Genomic DNA, 16,876 nt, shown 5'->3' on the forward strand with positions numbered 1-16,876 from the left:
CGCCGCGTCGGCCGCCTGGGCCGAGGCGTCCTCGTGTTTCTGGGTGCAGGCGCCGAGCGCCAGGGCCGTCACGCCGGCGGCGATGAGAAGGGGGGTGCGCATGTCTGGGTGTCTCCCGCTGGTCGACCCGTCCGGACACGCGCATGGCGTCGCCCCCGGGCCTGCCCCTCACAACTCCGTGACCCCGAGGCTGTTCCGCGGGCGTGGGATTTCTCTGTGGACCCTTGTCCTTCAGCAGGCCACGCCGCTGCAGGTGGGCGGCGCCTTGCCGCCGTTGCGCGACATCGCCTCCTGGTCGCGGATGCGCCGCGCCTCCCACTCCTCCGGCGTCGCGCAGATCTTCTTCTTGAAGTGCGATCCGAGCTGAGCCTCGGTCACGCACACCTTCTCCGGCTTCGGCCTGGCGGCCTTCTCGGCGGCCGGGGCCGGGGCCGGGGCGGCCGCGGCCGCCTGCGCCCCCTCGCTCGCCGCCGGCTGCGCCTGCGCCATCAACGCGCCCGCCAGCGCCAACGCCGTCAACCCCATCGCCCGATCCTCCCACACGTCTTGCGGCAGCCTAACCCGCGCCAAACCGCCTCGCCAACGGCGCGGCGCCGTGGGATCAAGTCCGTCCAGACCATGGAGAGGAAGGCCGCCCCACATGTCCGACGCCGTCGCGCCCACCCTGCTGACCAGCCTGGGCCAGGTCCGCGTCGTCTCCAACGAAGGCGGCCGCGCGGTCATCGAGTACGAGTGCGGCCCGCACATGTGCCACTCGGGCGGCGTGGCCCAGGGCGGTTTCGTCTGCGGCTGGATCGACTCGGCGATGGCGCACGCCTCCATCGGCCTCCTGCCCGACATGTCGCCCATGTCGCTGGAGCTGAAGGTCAGCTACTTCGCCCCCGCCCGTCCGGGCCGCGTCGTCGCCGAGGGCTGGATCGAGCGCCGCGGCCGCGCCACCTGCTTCGCCGAAGGCCGCCTCCTCGACCCCGCCGGGAACGTCCTGGCCAAGGCCAGCTCCACCATCCGCCTCATCCCCCGCGACACCGTCGAAGCCCAGGCCCGCCGCGCCCTCGGCGGCAAGTAAACGCCTCTCCCCCTAAACGCCTCTCCCCCCGTGGAGCGAAGCGAACGGAGAGGGAGAGGGCAGGGAGAGGGCGGCGCCGACCGTGACCCTCCCCGGAAGGTCCGGCAAGGGCCCGCTTCCCTCCCTTGATGGGCAGGACGATCGCATTGGATGCGGGCGGCCGAAAGGCCGTCGGTCAAACCGCGGAGATCGCGGAGATACGCAGAGGAGTCCGGTGGACCCGCGGCCTCTCTGCGTATCTCTGCGATCTCTGCGGTTCATGAATCGGGCGGACGAGCCGCCCACAAACCATATGCGATCGCCCTCCCTTGATGGGGAGGGACGGACCGCGAAGCGGTCAGGGTGAGGAAGTCCCGTCCGGAGCGCCGAGTCCAGGGGTGACCTGCGCCTCCGGCTCCTCCCCCGGCGGAAACAGCTCCCGCAGCGCCGCCCGCCCGTCCTCGCCCACCACCTTCTCGAACCGCCGCACCCGGAACACGGTCTCCCGCGGCGCCGCCGCCGCTTCCGCCGCGACGCTCTCGTGCGCCACCGCCTTGAACCGCCCGAACCGCGTGGGGTCGAAGCACTCCACCATCCAGCGCATGTGCAGCAGCTTCACATGCGTCGCGAAGGCGTCCGACGGCGTCACCGCCTGCGCCACCTCCCAACTGTCCTCGCACAGCCGCTCGGCCACCATCGCGCGCGCCTCGCGCAGCGCCGCGGCGAACTGCGGCCGCTCGCGCCGCCACTTCCCGACCAGCGCCTCCGACGGCATGTCCGGGTCGGCGCAGATGTCGCGCATCCGCTCGCCTGCGGCCAGGCGCATGCAGACCTCGCGCGCCGTCCACTCGCACCACTTCGGCGGATGCCCGCCGCGCATGTGCCACCCCGCCGCGCGCCGCGCCCGCTCCACCGACGCGGCGAACTTCGGCAGCGCCTTTCGCCAGGCCTTCACGGTCGTCCGGTGCGGCATGTCCGGATCCGCACAGATGCCCCGCAGCGTCTCCCCGGCCTCCAGCCGCGTGCAGATCCGCCGCGCCACCACCGCCGAGAACCGCACGGCAGGCCGCCGCCCGCCCAACCGCCGCACCAGCCCCTTCTGCGCCGGCCGCTCATCGACCACGCACACGATCTCGCCCCCACCATCCATGAGGCCGCCTCCTTCAGATTGTCGGAATGAAAAGGGTCGAGGGGCGCCTCAAGCGCACCACTCAACCTTGACCGAAACCTACCAAATTCGAGTCCGGATGTCAAGAACAAAAGAAGAACATTCCCTCCCTTAATGGGGAGGGACAGGCGCCGCAGGCGCCAGGGTGGGGCAGCCCGACCCGGAACGCCGAGCCTAAAGGTTAGCCAACCCCCACCCGTCTGCACTCCACCTCATACCGCCCCACCCTGGCCGCTCCCGCGGCCTGTCCCTCCCCATTAAGGGAGGGAACGCGCCTCACCTCCCCCGTCGCGGCAGCGACGGCGGGAGGGGGACCGTCCGCCGAGCCCGGCGCCGCCGGGCGTAGAGCGGATGGTGGAGGGGGCGAGCCCCACCCGCGGCGCCTGCCACAGCGGACCCACCCGCCGAGCCTGAACCTCGCCCCCTCCACCCCTCGCTCTCCGCTGCGCTCGGCGAGCGGTTCCCCCTCCCGCCGCTTCGCGGGGGAGGTGAGCGCGCGGTAAGAAAGGCGAGTACGGCGACCCCCACCCCGGAACGTCATCCCCCGGCTTGTCCGGGGGACCCATTGGGCTGTGATCCTTGGAGCGCGCACACCGCGGGCCACCGGCGCCTCACAGCCCAATGGATGGCCCGGACAGGCCGGGCCATGACGTTCATAGGGGAAGAGGGACGAGCAGGGGCGCAAGCCCAGCACCCCACGGGTGCTGACTGCCCTTAAATCCATGGTTGCCTACGAGCCTGGGGGCTGCGCCGTGTCAAGGACCGCGCCGCGGCGGGCCCTGCGGGCCCGTCCTTGAGGTGAGGCGCGGTCGCGCGCCAGCGCGGGCGCCAGTGGACTGATCGCAGCAACGAACGCCCGGAGCGCAAGCGAAGGGCCGAGGCCGAAGGCGGCTCAGCCCCAGGCAAACTCCGTCCATGGATTGAAGGCCAAGAGCGGTGCCGATTGCACTGCGCACCGCGCACCATCTATGCGCGATTTCCATGAGGGGTCATTCCAGCGCTAACCTCTACGCGAGAAGCGATTCGGGGGTGGGCGTCTCGTGAACCTTGAGAAGCCAGGCGACCTTACGCTTGATGCAGGCGAACTAATCGCTGGCGATGTCCTCAAGTCGATCAGGAAGCTGCCGGACGAGCACTTTCAGCTCGTCGTCTCCTCGCCTCCCTACAATATTGGAAAGTCGTATGAGCGCGACCGTCAGACGCTGAAGGAATACGCTGCGTGGCAACGCAAGGTTTGTCGTGAAGTTGCGCGAGTACTCAAGCCGGGGGGTAGCGTTTGTTGGCAAGTTGGAAGTCACGTGCGGGATGGCGTGGTGTTTCCGCTTGATTTCATGTTTTACGACCTATTCTCTAAGCTTGGGCTCAAACTTCGAAACAGAATCGTATGGAGGTTCAATTTCGGCCTGCACGCAGATCGCCGCTTCTCGGGGCGGTATGAGACCGTCTTGTGGTTCTCCAAGGGGGATGACTACAAATTCAATCTCGATCCGGTGAGGGTGCCGCAACTCTATCCTGGGAAGCGTCATGCGGCGAGTAAGCCCGGTAAGGGCGGGCTTCCCAGTGGCAATCCGCTAGGGAAAAATCCGGCGGACTATTGGGAGTTCTCCGCCGAGCGTGATTTCCGAGAGAATCCTGTTTGGGACTTCCCGAACGTGAAGGCGAAGCACCCAGAGCGGACCGAGCATCCGTGCCAGTTTCCAATCGAATTGGTCGAGCGCTGTGTGCTGGCGCTGACTGATCCTGGGGATCGGGTTCTCGATCCCTTCGTCGGTACTGGCGCCTCGGTGATCGCCGCGATCAAGCATGCGCGACAAGGAACCGGGATTGATCGGGACGCGCGCTTCCTGGAGATCGCGCAAGCGCGGCTCGCGCAACTCAACGCTGGAACCTTGCCAATGAGAGAGTTGGGCAAGCCGGTGAAGCGACCGGACACATCGACCAAGGTCGCTCAAGTTCCAGAGGAGTGGTTGGCGACGCGATAAGTCGTCGAGCTATTCGGGGGACGGTGGTGCCTGGAGCAAAGAAGAAATCGAAGAAGAAGCCTAAGTTGTCAGCGGCTGAGCTGGCGCAGAGGAGGCTTCAACGCTCGCATCGGCGCCTGATACGGAGCGCTTTCACCGCTGGAGGCTTCAAGCGCGTCGCCGAGCTTGCCGACAAGCAGTTCACCTTCCAAGGGTCGAAATGCGATTTCGACGATGTGTTCATATTTGAGAATGTTGTCGTCCTCGCGGAATACACAGTTCACAAGGAAAGCGAGATCTCTTCTCACCTAAAGAAGAAGAAGGTTATCTTTGATAAGATATTGAATTCACGTGAGGAATTCGTCGAATTTCTCTCTTCATCGTACTCGCCATTCCATTTGGCGACAAACAAAATATTTGAATGGTCTCACTACAGGGTCGTTGTAGTTTACTGTTCATACAACGCTCTGAAGCAAGAGACAAAGGACGAAGTTCCCGGCATTGTCTATATGGACTACAACGTCGTGAGATACTTGGAGCGGGTATCTCAGACGATCAAGCGGTCTGCTCGGTGCGAAATCCTAGAATTTCTCGGGCTACCCTATGCCGAGGTGGGCATGGCGCTCGTTCAGCCGCAATCCGGGTCCACCAACACCTACGAAGGTTCGGTGCTCCCTGACGAGCACTCAAATTTTGGCAAAGGTTTCAAGGTCGTCTCATTCTATGCCGACCCCGAAGCGCTGCTTCAGCGTGCTTACGTACTAAGACGAGATGGATGGAGGGGAGGAACGAATTTATATCAACGCATGATCTCGCCCGGCAAGATTGAGAGCATCAGATCTTATCTTGTTGAGAAGGGTCGTGTTTTTATAAACAACCTAATCGTCACTCTGCCTCCAGAGACAAAATTGCTCGATGAAAGCGGGCATACTAAAGACGTATCATCAATAACAAAAACATCCCCTGCGAGAGTGCAGTTGCCTAACGAATATAATTCGATCGGAATAGTTGATGGTCAGCACCGGTTATTCGCCTATCACGAAGGAGGTGCAAAAGACGAGGCGATCGAAAAGCTCCGCAAACGGCAGAACCTGCTGATCACTGGAATTGTCTTCCCGCCTGGCATGTCTGATCCAGAGAAGGCGCGCTTCCAAGCGACGCTCTTCCTTGAGGTCAATTCGACGCAGACAAACGCAAAGACCGATCTCAAACAAGAGATTGGCGTAATGCTGAGGCCTTTTGATTCGGACTCGATAGCGCGACGTGTACTCAATCACTTGAATGATGACCCAGGCCCCTTGTCTGGCCACTTCGAAAAATACTTCTTCGACAAGGACAAAATAAAGACCACGACCATCGTCCGATTTGCTTTACGATATCTTGTTCGCTTAGGGGGTCAAGACTCGCTTTATGCGGTGTGGGACAGGGACGACAAAGAAGAGTTGCTCAAAGGTAAGAATGACGCACTACTGGCGGAGTACATAGAATTCTGCAAAGCCGAGGTGAACCAATTCATGTCGGCCGTACTTCATCATGTCGGCAAGGAACGGTGGACCGCTAGCAGGAAGGTCCCCAACAGGCTGTTGACGACCACAATTCTGAATGGCCTGATTGCCTGTATGCGTCGCTTGGCAAAGGCCGATCTGATCGCAGGCTACGCGTCATACGACAAGGCGCTGAAGGGCTTGGATCAGTTCTCCTTCACTCCCTTCAAGTCGTCGCAGTACAACAGTCTCGGTGACGCACTCTTCGAGTCCTTCTTCGAGGCGAGCTAGTTCCCCTTCCGTTCACCGCCCCGCTAACCTACCCTCCGCTGCGTGACTCTCGCCGCAGATTCCCTGCAACTCGCCCCCGCCCTCGTGGTCCTGCCCGGACCCCGCTGCGCCGTGGCCGATCCCGGCGCGCGCCCCGACGCCAGCTTCGCTGACGCCGCCGGCCACCCCGGCCTTGGCGCACCCCCAACCGCCCGCGCCATCCGCCCCCCCGACGCCCGCGACCTGTTCCAATCCGCCCCCGTCCTCGTCGCCCACGCCGCGATGACCGCGCGCCGCCTCGGCCTCACCCCCCCGCCGCGCACGCCCCGCATCTTCGACGTCCTAGAACTCCTCGCCTTCGCGCGGCCCGCCCAGTTCGCCGCCCCCAGCGCCGCGGGCCTCGCCCAGGCGCTCGACCTGCCCGACCCCAAGACGCCCGAACAACAGGCGCAAACGCTCCAAACAGCCGCCCGCACCCTCCTCGCCGGCCTCGCCGCCGCGCCCACCCCCACCCGCGAGGAAGCCCTCGCCCTCGCCGAGACCCTCGCCCGCGCCGGCTGGCCCTGGGGCGCCGCCGTCATCGGCGCGCTGCGCAGCCAGCTCCCCGGCAACACCTTCCGCACCTCGGGCCTCGACGTCTGGGCGCGCATCCCCGAGTGGGAGGCCGAGGCGCCGCCCGGTGAGCCGGGCTCCAAGCCCGTCACCGCCGACGACGCCACCCACCGCTTGGCCTCGCTGCTGGAGACCGCCGGGCTCGACGAGGTGCGCGCCGCCCAGCGCGAATACGCCGCCGAGACCGCCCACGTCTTCCAGCCGCGCAGCCGCGAGGGCGAGCCCAACATGATGCTGGCCGAGGCCGGCACCGGCGTCGGCAAGACCCTGGGCTACCTCGCGCCCGCCTCGCTCTGGGCCGAGGCCAACGGCCCCGCCGTCTGGGTCTCCACCTACACGCGCGCGCTCCAGCGCCAGATCGAGCGCGAGAGCCGCGCGATCTACCCCGACCCCAAGGTGCGCGCGAAGAAGGCGGTCGTGCGCAAGGGGCGCGAGAACTACCTCTGCCTGCTGAACTTCCAGGAGCAGGCCAACGCCGCCCAGCTCGGGGGGACCGACCTGGTGGGCCACGCGCTCACCGCGCGGTGGGCCCGGGCGACGCGCGACGGCGACATGACCGGCGGCGACTTCCCCGCCTGGCTGCCGACCCTCTTCGCGGTCTCGCCGCTGCAGCAGGCCAGCCCCGCCAACCTGGTCGACCGGCGCGGCGAGTGCGTCCACGCCGGCTGCCAGCACTACCGGACCTGCTTCGTGGAGAAGGCGATCCGCGGCAGCCGACGGGCCGACCTCGTCATCGCCAACCACGCCCTGGTGCTGACCCAGGCGGCGTTCGACGGCGCCCGGGCGGCGCGCGGGTCCAAGGGCGATGCGGAGACCACCCACCTCAAGCGCATCGTCTTCGACGAGGGCCACCACCTGTTCGACGCCGCCGACAGCGCGTTCTCGGCCGCGCTCTCGGGGCAGGAGGCCGCGGAGCTCCGCCGCTGGATCCGCGGGCCGGAGGGGCGCGGCCGCCGGGGCCGGGGCCTGGAAGCGCGCCTCCTCGACATGCTGGGCGACCGCGACGACGCGCGCGACGCCCTCGAACAGGCGCTGCGCGCGGCCCAGGCCCTGCCCGGCGAGGGCTGGAGCGGCCGCATCGCCCCGCCCAACGGCGAGGTGAACCCGACCGGCGAGATCGAGGCCTTCCTGGTCGCCGTGCTCGAACAGCTCCGCGCCCGCGCCGCGCCTTCGGAGGTCGGCATGGAGTGCGCCGCGCGCCCGGCCCTCGACCTCGTCCGCGACACCGCCCGCGCCGCCGCCGCCGCGCTCGCCCGCATCGAGGCGCCCCTGCTGGCCCTGGCGCGGGCCCTGGAAGACGTCATGGACGCCGAGGCCGAGACCCTCTCCGGCTCGGAACGCGCCCGCATCGAAGGGGCGCTGCGCGGCCTCGACCGCCGCTGCCGCATGCAGCTCCCCGCCTGGCGCGCCATGCTCCAGGCCATCGACGAGAACGCTGACGACGACCCCGACTTCGTCGACTGGTTCGACGCCCACATGATGTTCGGCAGAACCGTGGACGCGGCCGCCCGCCGCCACTGGATCGACCCGACCGAGCCGCTGACCAACGCCGTCATCGTCCCGGCCCACGGCGTGCTGGTCACGTCTGCGACCCTGGCCGACCCCACGCTGGACGACCCGTTCGCGCTCGCCGAGATGCGCACCGGCGCAGCGCGCCTGCCCGAGCGGCCGAAGACGCTGAAGCTCGCCTCGCCCTTCGACTATGCCGCCAATGCCCGCGCCCTCGTCGTCACCGACGTCAGCAAGGACGACGTGCGCCAGGTGGCCGCCGCCATGCGCGAGCTGTTCCTGGCGGCCGGCGGCGGGGGCCTCGGCCTCTTCACCGCCATCCGCCGCCTGCGCGCCGTCCACGAGAAGATCGCGGCGCCGCTCGCCGACAGGGGTCTCGCCCTCTACGCCCAGCACGCCGACCCGCTGGAGGTGGGCGCGCTCGTCGACATCTTCCGCGCCGAGGAGGACGCCTGCCTGCTCGGCACCGACGCGGTGAGGGACGGCGTCGACGTGCCGGGCCGGTCGCTGCGCCTCCTCGTCTTCGACCGCATCCCCTGGCCGCGCCCGGACATCCTGCACAAGGCGAGACGCGCCCGCTTCGGGAACAAGACCTACGACGACGCCATCGCCCGCGCGAGGATCGCCCAGGCCTTCGGCCGCCTCATCCGCCGCGCCGACGACAGGGGCGTCTTCGTCATGCTCGACGCCTCCTCGCCAACCCGCCTCTTCAGCGGTCTCCCGGACGGCGTCGAGCTGAAGCGCGTCACCCTCGTCGAGGCCATCGAAGAGGTCGCGGCGTTCCTGCCGGCGCCAGCGCCCTGACGCCTGTCATCCCGGTTTCGCCGCAGGCGAAGACCGGGATGACAATCGGGGGAGGGCGATGAATGCTCAAAGTTCACCTATTGTTCTTGCGCCGGGGGCCGTGCTAAGGCTGAGCTTCATGCTTTGGGGGATACGCATGCGCCTGATCCACACGCTCGCCGCGATCGCCGTGGCGCTCGCACCGCTGCCGGCCCTGGCCGACGCCAGGGATGCGGTGATGAACAAGGAGGGCTACTGGGGCATCGACGTCGACAGCGGCTCGTGCGCGGCCAGCATGACGCTCCAGGGCGGTGCGATCTTCCTGCTGCGCGGCACGGACGGCCAGGTCACGTTCGGGCTGTTCTCGACCAAGGGCGCCATCCGGAAGGGCAAGACGGGCCGCATCCAGACCGAGGCCTACGGCTTCGACTTCAAGCCCAGCTACGGCGAGAATAACGAGACGCTCTACTACGACGGGGACTTCGACGCCCGCGCCCTGGCGGCGTTGCGCCTGGCGCGGCAGGCCCAGGTCCTGATCGACGGCCAGCCCGTCGCCGCGATGACCCTGGAGGGCACCGGCTTCGAAGGCGCGCTCGACGGCGTGGTGGCCTGCTCGAAGGGCGAGAGCGGCTGGTGGGGCAAGGGCGTCGGCGCGACCAGCGCCGAGGCCGATCCGCCGCTGAACAAGGAAGGCGTCTGGGCCCTGGAGGCCAGCAAGGAGGGACCCTACTGCATCGGCCACGCGCTGGTCGGCGAGGACCGGCAGCTCCAGCTTCTCGCCGCCGGCGGGCAGGTCGGCATGGCCGTCGGCGCCGTGAAGGGCAAGCTGCCGCGCGGCCGGCGCGGCAAGTTCGAAACCGACGCCTACTCGTTCGCCTTCAAACCCAAGTACGATGGCGACCGCTACATGGCGTCCGACGAGCCGTTCGACAGCCAGGCGCTCTTCACCCTGCGCCGCGCCAAGTGGGTCCGCATCAGCGTGGACGGCCGGATGCTGGTCGACGCCGAAGTCGCCGACACCGGCTTCCCCCAACTGATCGACGACGCCCTGGCCTGCGCCGCCGGCCGCGAGGGCTGGTGGGGCGCGGGCGCCAGGCAGCCTAGCTGAGCGACGCCTCCAGGGCCTCCAGGATCATCGTCCAGCCCTTGGTCGACGGCTCGACCCATTCGTCGGGCGTGTCGCGCTGCGTCAGCCGGACGTCGCAGCCGTCGCCGGCCGGGGTGATCTCCACCTCGACGGTGGTGTAGCCCGGATCGAACGGCGGCACGGCGAAGGTGAAGACCAGCCGCCGCGGCCGGTCGATCGTGAGGTACGCCCCGGTGTGCAGAACGTCGCCCATGTCGGGACGGCGGTCCACGAAGGTGAAGGTCCCGCCGACGCGCGGGTCGGTCTCGGCGCGGATCATCTCCCCGGTCGGCGTCGCGAACAGGAACCTGGCCGCCACCTCCGGGTCCAGCCAGGCGTCGAACACCCGCTCGGCCGGATGGCGCAGGCGCCTGGTCACCGTGAACTCACCCATGGTCCAGCGCCTTCTCCAGCTCACCGAGCCGCCAGGTCCAGAGCCGGCGCTGCTCGTCGATCCACCTGGCCGCCGCGTCGAGCGGGGCCGGGTTCAGGGTGAGGTAGTGCGTGCGGCCCTCGACCCGCCGGCGCACCAGGTCGGCCCGCTCCAGCATCCGGATGTGCTTCGAGACCGAGTTCAGCGAGATCGGGAACGGCCGCGCGACGTCGGTCACCCGAGCCTCGCCCCCGGCCGCCAGCCGCGCCAGGATCGCCCGCCGCGTCGGGTCGGCGAGGGCCACGAGCGTCTCATCCATAATATTCATCCATAGGGGTGAATATTGGCGCCGAAAAAGAGGCCGGTCAAGCCGGCCTCCGATCCTGACGGGATCAGCCGCCCTGGCGCTGCCGCATGGCGGCCATCGCCTTCTCCAATTCCTCGGCGGTGATCTTGCCGTCCTTGTTGGCGTCGATCAGGTCGAACCGCTCGGCCTGCCGGCCGGCGGCGGTCCACTCGGCCTTGCTGACCGCGCCGTCGCCGTCCTTGTCCCACTGCTTGATGAGGTCGGCCGGGGCCGGCATCTGGGCGAAGGCGGCGCCGGCGGAGGCGAGGGTGGCCACGGCCGCGGCCGCGAAGACGATGGTGCGCATTGGGAACTCCCCGTGTTGTGTCGCGCCGGCAGAGGGCGCGCGGTCCGTTGCGCCCGTATTTCCGGATTGTGGCGAGATCAGTGCTTGCCGCGGTCGCGGCCGAAATTCGGCTCGGCGCTTTCCTGGCCCATGGCCACGATGCCGCGCCGGATCTCCCGCGTCTTCGAGAAGAGGTCGAACAGCTTGTCGCCCTCGCCCCAGCGGATCGCCCGGCTCAGCGCCTGCAGGTCCTCGGTGAACCGGCCCAGCACCTCCAGCACCGCCTCCCTGTTGGTCAGGAACACGTCGCGCCACATCGTGGGATCGGAGGCCGCGATGCGGGTGAAGTCGCGGAAGCCGCCGGCGGAATATTTCATCACCTCGGCCTCGGCGACGCCCTCCAGGTCGTGCGCGGTGCCCACGATGTTGTAGGCGATCAGGTGCGGCAGGTGGCTGGTGATCGCCAGCACCAGGTCGTGGTGCCGGGCGTCCATCTCCTCGACCCGCGCGCCGATCGCGGTCCAGAAGGCCGCCAGCCGGTCGACGGCCTCGCGGTAGGGCGCGTCGGTCCGCTCGGCCGGGGTCAGGATCGTCCAGCGGTTCTGGAACAGCTCCGCGAAGCCCGCGTCCGGGCCCGACCGCTCGGTGCCGGCGATCGGGTGCCCGGGGATCACGAACACGCCCTCGGGGCAGTTCGCCGCCAGCGCCTCGGCCACGTGGCCCTTCACGGAGCCCACGTCCGTCACGGTCGCGCCGGCCTTCAGGCCCGGCGCCGCCGCTTTCGCCGCCGCTTCCATCGACATCACCGGCACGGCGAACACCACCAGGTCCGCGTCCCGCGCCGCCTCGGCCGCGTCGCCGGTGACGACGTCGGCCAGGCCCAGCTCGACGATCCGCGCCCGCGCCGCCTCCGACGCCTCGGCGATCGCGATCCCGCCCACGGCCCCGGCCTCGCGCGCCGCGCGGACGACCGACGAGCCGATCAGGCCGCAGCCGATCACCGCCATCTTCGCGTAGACCGGCGCGACCATCCTCAGCCCTTCATGAAGTCGGCGAGCGCCTCGACCACGGCGCGGTTGTGCGCTTCCAGGCCGATGGTCAGGCGCAGGTGGTCGGGCATGCCGTAGTTCAGCAGGCGGCGCGTGAGCAGGCCGCGCGCGCTCAGGAACTCGTCCGCGGCGGCGGCCGTCTTGCCGGCCTTCGGGAAGCCGATCAGCACGAAGTTGGTGGCCGACGGCCCCACGACCTCCAGCCCCAGCCCGCCGATCTGCTGCGTCAGCCACGGCCGCCACTGCTCGACGTGGGCGATGGAGTGCTCCTGGAACCCGGTGTCCTCGATCGCCGCCACGGCCGCGAGCTGCGCCGGGATCGAGATGTTGAACGGCAGGCGGATGCGGTCCACCGCCGCGGCGATGGCGGCCGGCGCATAGCCCCAGCCCACGCGCAGGGCGGCCAGGCCGTGCAGCTTCGAGAAGGTGTGCGTCACCACCACGTTCTCGCTGGAGCGGGCGAAGTCGAGCCCATCCTGGAACGCCGGGTCGGTCGCGAACTCGGAGTAGGCCCCGTCCAGCACCAGCACGACGCTGGGCGGCAGGCCCGCGTGCAGCCGCTCGACCTCGGAGAACGGGATCCAGGTGCCGGTCGGGTTGCCGGGGTTGGCGAGGAACACCAGCCGCGTGCGGTCGTCGACGCACTTCAGGAGTTCGTCCACGTCGATGCGGTAGTTCGGCTCGCGGGCGCTGCGGATCTCGGCCTGGCAGGCGCGCGCGCCGATGGCGAAGGCGGCGAAGGCGTATTCGCCCTGCACCATGTTGTCGCCCGGCTCCAGGAACGTCTGGTTCAGGAGCTGGAACACCTCGTCCGAACCGCAGCCGAAGATCAGCCGCTCCGGCTCCAGCCGGTAGCGCCCGGCGATGGCGTCGCGCACGATCGAGACGCGGCTGTCGGGATAGACGTGCAGTTGCCGCGCGGCGTCGGCGTAGGCCTCGCGGGCCTTCTCGCTGGAGCCCAGGATGTTCTCGTTGGCCGAGAGCTTGACCGGCTCGGCGATGCCCTCGGCCTGCGCCTTGCCGGGCACATAGGCGTGGATGTCCATGATCCCGGGCTTCGGGACGGGGCGGCGCGCGCGGCTGCGGTCGGGAAGGTCGCTGGTGTCGGGCATGGGGGATCGTTTCAATTGAAACCGGTTGGCCTTCTACACGTCCAGGAGGCCGGGGGCAGCCCCGATCACGCCCGACAGGCGCCCCGGCGCGCGGGCCAGCCGCGCGTCGTCGGCCTGGTAGAAGCCGGCCAGCCCGAACAGCTTCAGGCCGCCCGCCTCCACCAGCAGCTCGGCGGCGACGCCGTCCTTCGAGAGCGCCTCCTCGACGGCCGCCGCCGGCCCGGCCGCGTCGGTCACCCAGAGCGTGATGTCGTCGCCGGTCGGCTCCACGTCCACCGCCGCAACCGCCAGCGCCGAGACCGGGCCCCAGGCGGCCAGGCACGGCAGGGTCGCGAACACCTTCAGCTTCGGCTCGGCCAGCAACCGCCCCCACCAGGCGCTGTCGTTCGCGAGCGCACAGACCGCGACGCCGCCCAGCGTCCTGGCGGCGGCCACCGCGTCCTCGGGCCTGGCCACCTGCGCCAGCGGCGGCGCCGCGCCGAACCGGCTCCGCGCCAGCTCGACCGTGCGGCCGGGGTCCTTGCCGCCCCAGACGCTGATGTGGAACGGCCCCTGGCCGGCCAGGCTGTCGCCGATCAGCTCGCGCCAGATGCGCACTATCAGCGACGGGCTCGCCGCCTGCCGGTCCGACCGGATCAGCCGGCGCAGGATCGCCGCCTCGCGCGCGGGGCGCAGGCCGAACTTGTCGCCGTCGCCCGCGGCGCGCTTGGCGTCGGCCACCACGCGCGCCAGCGAGGCGCGCTCGTCGACGAGGCGCAGGAGCTCGGTGTCCAGCGCATCGATGCGCTGGCGCACGGCCTCCAGGGAGGGCGGCTGGGCCGCCGTCTTCGCCTCGGACATGAAACTCCTCCGAAACAGGAGCCCGCGACCTAGGTCATTGCGAACACCCGCGCAATAGGACCGCGCGACGCAAGAAAGTTGCAACTGAAACGGCCTGCTGACCCAAGCGCGGGGTCCGTGAGGCCTACGCCTTCGCCGAGATCGCGCTCAGCTCCTCCAGGTCGAGGTCGCGCTCCAGTTCCCGCAGGGTCTCGTCGTCGATCTCGCCGGCGCGGTGCAGCCGGATCAGTTCGCTGCGGCCGGTGGCGACCGCCGCCAGCACCACGTCGAAATGCGCGTGGAGCGCGGGCTGGTAGTGCTCGGCGCGCTCCGCATAGTTGACGATCGAGGTGGCGCGGCGCTCGTAGCGTTCCAGCAGCATTGGGTGGATCAGTTGGCCGTCGCCGTCGTAGGCGATGCGGCGGATCGTCACCAGTTGCGCCTGGGCCATGGCGGCCTCGGCCTGGCTCATGGTCAGGCGCGGCCGCTCGGCGTCGCTCTCGCTGAGCCTGGCCCAGCGGATCACGCGGCTGAGCGTCGTGCCCTGGCCCAGCACGGTGCCGACGATGACGGCGAACGAGGCGACCAGGATGATGTCGCGGCCGGGAAAGGCCTCCGGCACGCTCAGCGCCAGGGCCAGGGTGACCACCCCGCGCACGCCGACCCAACTGAGCACCGTCGCGCCGCCGGCCCCCAGGGGCGTGGCGCGCGCCAGGCCCGCGGCGCGGGCGAGCCGCGTCGCCGCCTCGGAGCCGAACACCCAGGCGAACCGCGCGAGGATCAGCGCCGCCAGGATCGCGAGCATCGGCCCGCCCAGCGTCTCGATCACCACGACGAAGCCGCCGCCGCGGTCGACGACGTCGCGCAGCGAGAGCCCGATCAGCACGAAGACCGCCGCTTCCATGAGGAAGATCAGCACGGTCCAGAACGACGTGCCGCGCATGCGCATGGAGGCCGAGAGCACCGTGTGCTGGTGCCAACTGGCGATCAGGCCGGTGGTGACGGTGGCGATCACGCCCGAGACGTGGAGGAATTCGCCCAGCAGGTACGAGGTCCAGCACAAGAGGACGGTGGCCGCGATGATCAGGTACTCGTCGCCCAGCCTGCGCACGAGCTTGACCCAGGCGTAGCCCACGACCGCGCCCACCGCCGCCCCGCCCAGCGCCAGGACGAAGAAGCTGCCGACCGCGCCCGCGAGGCTGAAGGCGCCGGTCAGGCCGGCGGCGATGGCGAAGCGGAACAGGACCAGGCCGCTCGCGTCGTTCAGCAGGCTCTCGCCCTCGAGCAGGATCTGCAGGCGCCGCGGCAGGGTCACATGCTCCAGCACGGCCCGCGCCGCGACCGCATCCGGCGGGGCCACGATGGCGCCGAGCGCCGCGCACGCCGCCCACGGCAGCGTCGGGAACAGCATGTGCGCCACCACCGCCACGACCGCGGCGCTGAAGACCACGGCGCCCACGGCCAGGGCGGCGATGCCGCTCACGTGCCGCCGCAACCGGCCGACCGGGATCGACCAGGCGCCGTCCATCAGCAGCGGCGGCAGGAAGATGACCAGCACCAGCTCGGGATCGACAGAGATCGCCGGCAGGCCGGGCACGAAGGCCAGCGACGCCCCGCCCACCAGCAGCGCCACCGTGGGCGGCAGCTTCAGCGCGTGGGCGACATAGTGCAGCGCGATGATCGCCACGACCATCGCGATCGCCAGCTCGAACAGATGCGTCGGATCCATGCGTGCAGACGAGCACGCCACGGCCCTTCCGCCAACGGCTTGCGTTGCACGGCCCCGCGCGTCAGGCCGCCGCGGCCTCGTCGGGCGGGGACAGCGCGTTCTGGAGCGCCTGGAGCAGGTGCTCGGGCTTCATGGGCTTCTCGACCACGCCGTTCATGCCGGCGGCGAGGTAGCCCTCGGCGTCCTCGGGGTCGGCGTTGGCGGTGAGCGCGATGATCGGGGTGCGGGCGATCGGGCCGCCCAGGGCGCGGATGGCCCGGGTGGCGGCGACGCCGTCCATGCGCGGCATCTTGATGTCCATGAGGATCAGGTCGAAGCGGCCCGAACGGGCGGCCTCGACGGCTTCCTCGCCATCCTCGGCGGCCTCGCTGGTGCAGTCGAACATCTCGACCAGCGACTGGGCGACCATGCGGTTGGTGGCGTTGTCGTCGACCACCAGGATGTGCGCGGCGCGGCCGGCGTCCTCCGTCGGGGTCTCGTCCACGGTCTCGGCGACCGGCGCCAGGCGGATCTCGAAGGCGACGGTGTCGGAGGCGCCGGCGTTGTGCTCCTTGCGGAGCTCCCCTTGCATGCCGTCCAGGATGCTGCGGGCGAGCATCGCGCCCAGCGCCACCTCCAGCCCGAGGCGCGCCTCGATGCTCATGATGCGCGCGTCGAGGTCCATGCCGTCCCAGGCGGTGTCGCGCGGGCCGCGCACGCGGCCTTCGAGCCGGATGCCGCCGTTGTCGTCGGCGTGGGCGCGCAGGGTGGCTTCCACCGCGCCGCGGGCCTGGGCCGCGACCGCCTCGCCGATGAAGCCGTCGAACACCTGCAGCAGGCGTTTGCGGTCGGCCATCGCCGCCGCGTCCGGATCGCCGTCGTAGGCCACCAGCAGGGTCACGCCGCCCGCCGCCGCGCGCGGCTGCCAGCGGTCCTGCAGCTCGTCCATCACCTCGCGCAGGCGCACCGGCTCGAGCTCCAGGGTGACGCCGCGGCTATGCACGCTCTTGAGGTCGAGGCCCGCGCCCATGACGCGGAGCACGGTCTCGGCGGCTTCGGCCACGCTCGCCACGCACGCTTCGCCGTCGGGCGTCAGGCGCTGGCGCGCGAGCTGCCCGGTGAGCGCCATCACGCCTTCCATCTGCTGACGGATCTCGGCCGTGACGCGGTCGGAGAAGAACTCGGGGAGGGACATGAACCGCCGGTACGAAGGAACTCTGGATAC

The 16,876-nt window shown here is 69.5% G+C and carries 15 protein-coding genes; 5 read left to right on the top strand and 10 right to left on the bottom strand.

From position 1 onward, the window contains the following. Positions 1 to 231: 231 nt before the first annotated feature. Entirely contained in the window at positions 232 to 525 is a 294-nt protein-coding gene (locus KF737_RS07205; RefSeq protein ID WP_296452177.1) for a hypothetical protein, read from the bottom strand. Positions 526 to 640: 115 nt separating this feature from the next. Between KF737_RS07205 and KF737_RS07210 the strand changes: the two genes are divergently transcribed. Continuing rightward, on the top strand, positions 641 to 1,066 hold the full coding sequence (locus tag KF737_RS07210) for a PaaI family thioesterase (protein ID WP_296452179.1): 426 nt from the start codon (positions 641 to 643) through the stop codon (positions 1,064 to 1,066). Positions 1,067 to 1,403: 337 nt separating this feature from the next. On the opposite strand, the gene KF737_RS07215 is transcribed toward KF737_RS07210, so the two are convergent. Beyond that, positions 1,404 to 2,195, bottom strand: coding sequence for a hypothetical protein (locus KF737_RS07215; protein WP_296452180.1), 792 nt, complete (start codon positions 2,193 to 2,195; stop codon positions 1,404 to 1,406). A 1,058-nt stretch (positions 2,196 to 3,253) separates the two neighbouring features. On the opposite strand from KF737_RS07215, the gene KF737_RS07220 reads away from it, so the two are divergent. From KF737_RS07220 to KF737_RS07235, 4 genes are all read left to right on the top strand, one after another. Further along, positions 3,254 to 4,195 carry a site-specific DNA-methyltransferase gene (locus tag KF737_RS07220; RefSeq protein WP_296452182.1) on the top strand — a complete coding sequence of 314 codons (942 nt, stop codon included), beginning with the start codon at positions 3,254 to 3,256 and terminating at the stop codon, positions 4,193 to 4,195. A gap of 26 nt (positions 4,196 to 4,221) precedes the next feature. Next, positions 4,222 to 5,949 carry a DGQHR domain-containing protein gene (locus KF737_RS07225; RefSeq protein ID WP_296452184.1) on the top strand — a complete coding sequence of 576 codons (1,728 nt, stop codon included), beginning with the start codon at positions 4,222 to 4,224 and terminating at the stop codon, positions 5,947 to 5,949. Positions 5,950 to 5,991: 42 nt separating this feature from the next. Beyond that, the gene (locus KF737_RS07230) at positions 5,992 to 8,853 is read left to right on the top strand and encodes an ATP-dependent DNA helicase (RefSeq protein ID WP_296452188.1); all 2,862 of its coding nucleotides are present in this window, start codon (positions 5,992 to 5,994) and stop codon (positions 8,851 to 8,853) included. A gap of 136 nt (positions 8,854 to 8,989) precedes the next feature. Beyond that, positions 8,990 to 9,940, top strand: coding sequence for a hypothetical protein (locus KF737_RS07235; RefSeq protein ID WP_296452191.1), 951 nt, complete (start codon positions 8,990 to 8,992; stop codon positions 9,938 to 9,940). On the opposite strand, the gene KF737_RS07240 is transcribed toward KF737_RS07235, so the two are convergent. From KF737_RS07240 to KF737_RS07275, 8 genes are all read right to left on the bottom strand, one after another. Next, positions 9,933 to 10,352: an SRPBCC domain-containing protein gene (locus tag KF737_RS07240; RefSeq protein WP_296452194.1), complete on the bottom strand. Its 420-nt coding sequence runs from the start codon at positions 10,350 to 10,352 to the stop codon at positions 9,933 to 9,935. The two genes, KF737_RS07235 and KF737_RS07240, sit on opposite strands and share 8 nt — an antisense overlap. After that, on the bottom strand, positions 10,345 to 10,650 hold the full coding sequence (locus tag KF737_RS07245; protein WP_296452197.1) for a helix-turn-helix transcriptional regulator: 306 nt from the start codon (positions 10,648 to 10,650) through the stop codon (positions 10,345 to 10,347). The genes KF737_RS07240 and KF737_RS07245 overlap by 8 nt, the downstream gene beginning before the upstream one ends. 73 nt (positions 10,651 to 10,723) lie before the next feature. Beyond that, entirely contained in the window at positions 10,724 to 10,984 is a 261-nt protein-coding gene (locus KF737_RS07250) for an EF-hand domain-containing protein (RefSeq protein WP_296452200.1), read from the bottom strand. Between the two features lie 77 nt (positions 10,985 to 11,061). After that, positions 11,062 to 11,994, bottom strand: a complete 933-nt coding sequence (locus tag KF737_RS07255; protein WP_296452204.1) for a prephenate/arogenate dehydrogenase family protein — start codon at positions 11,992 to 11,994, stop codon at positions 11,062 to 11,064. A gap of 2 nt (positions 11,995 to 11,996) precedes the next feature. Continuing rightward, entirely contained in the window at positions 11,997 to 13,124 is a 1,128-nt protein-coding gene (locus KF737_RS07260; protein WP_296452207.1) for a histidinol-phosphate transaminase, read from the bottom strand. A 33-nt stretch (positions 13,125 to 13,157) separates the two neighbouring features. Then, on the bottom strand, positions 13,158 to 13,964 hold the full coding sequence (locus KF737_RS07265; protein ID WP_296452210.1) for a chorismate mutase: 807 nt from the start codon (positions 13,962 to 13,964) through the stop codon (positions 13,158 to 13,160). Between the two features lie 124 nt (positions 13,965 to 14,088). Then, a complete protein-coding gene (locus tag KF737_RS07270) occupies positions 14,089 to 15,672 on the bottom strand; it encodes a Na+/H+ antiporter (protein ID WP_296452213.1) in 1,584 nt (527 codons plus the stop codon). Between the two features lie 61 nt (positions 15,673 to 15,733). Beyond that, a complete protein-coding gene (locus KF737_RS07275; protein WP_296452217.1) occupies positions 15,734 to 16,846 on the bottom strand; it encodes a response regulator in 1,113 nt (370 codons plus the stop codon). Positions 16,847 to 16,876 lie beyond the last annotated feature (30 nt).

The organism is Phenylobacterium sp., from assembly GCF_019636135.1.
In the GTDB taxonomy this organism is placed as follows: domain Bacteria; phylum Pseudomonadota; class Alphaproteobacteria; order Caulobacterales; family Caulobacteraceae; genus Phenylobacterium.

Coding starts and splice junctions, on each gene's coding strand:
- KF737_RS07205 (WP_296452177.1), bottom strand. CDS start 525: ATGGGGTTGACGGCGTTGGCGCTGGCGGGCGCGTTGATGGCGCAGGCG.
- KF737_RS07210 (WP_296452179.1), top strand. CDS start 641: ATGTCCGACGCCGTCGCGCCCACCCTGCTGACCAGCCTGGGCCAGGTC.
- KF737_RS07215 (WP_296452180.1), bottom strand. CDS start 2,195: ATGGATGGTGGGGGCGAGATCGTGTGCGTGGTCGATGAGCGGCCGGCG.
- KF737_RS07235 (WP_296452191.1), top strand. CDS start 8,990: ATGCGCCTGATCCACACGCTCGCCGCGATCGCCGTGGCGCTCGCACCG.
- KF737_RS07240 (WP_296452194.1), bottom strand. CDS start 10,352: ATGGGTGAGTTCACGGTGACCAGGCGCCTGCGCCATCCGGCCGAGCGG.
- KF737_RS07245 (WP_296452197.1), bottom strand. CDS start 10,650: ATGGATGAGACGCTCGTGGCCCTCGCCGACCCGACGCGGCGGGCGATC.
- KF737_RS07250 (WP_296452200.1), bottom strand. CDS start 10,984: ATGCGCACCATCGTCTTCGCGGCCGCGGCCGTGGCCACCCTCGCCTCC.
- KF737_RS07255 (WP_296452204.1), bottom strand. CDS start 11,994: ATGGTCGCGCCGGTCTACGCGAAGATGGCGGTGATCGGCTGCGGCCTG.
- KF737_RS07260 (WP_296452207.1), bottom strand. CDS start 13,124: ATGCCCGACACCAGCGACCTTCCCGACCGCAGCCGCGCGCGCCGCCCC.
- KF737_RS07265 (WP_296452210.1), bottom strand. CDS start 13,964: ATGTCCGAGGCGAAGACGGCGGCCCAGCCGCCCTCCCTGGAGGCCGTG.
- KF737_RS07270 (WP_296452213.1), bottom strand. CDS start 15,672: ATGGATCCGACGCATCTGTTCGAGCTGGCGATCGCGATGGTCGTGGCG.
- KF737_RS07275 (WP_296452217.1), bottom strand. CDS start 16,846: ATGTCCCTCCCCGAGTTCTTCTCCGACCGCGTCACGGCCGAGATCCGT.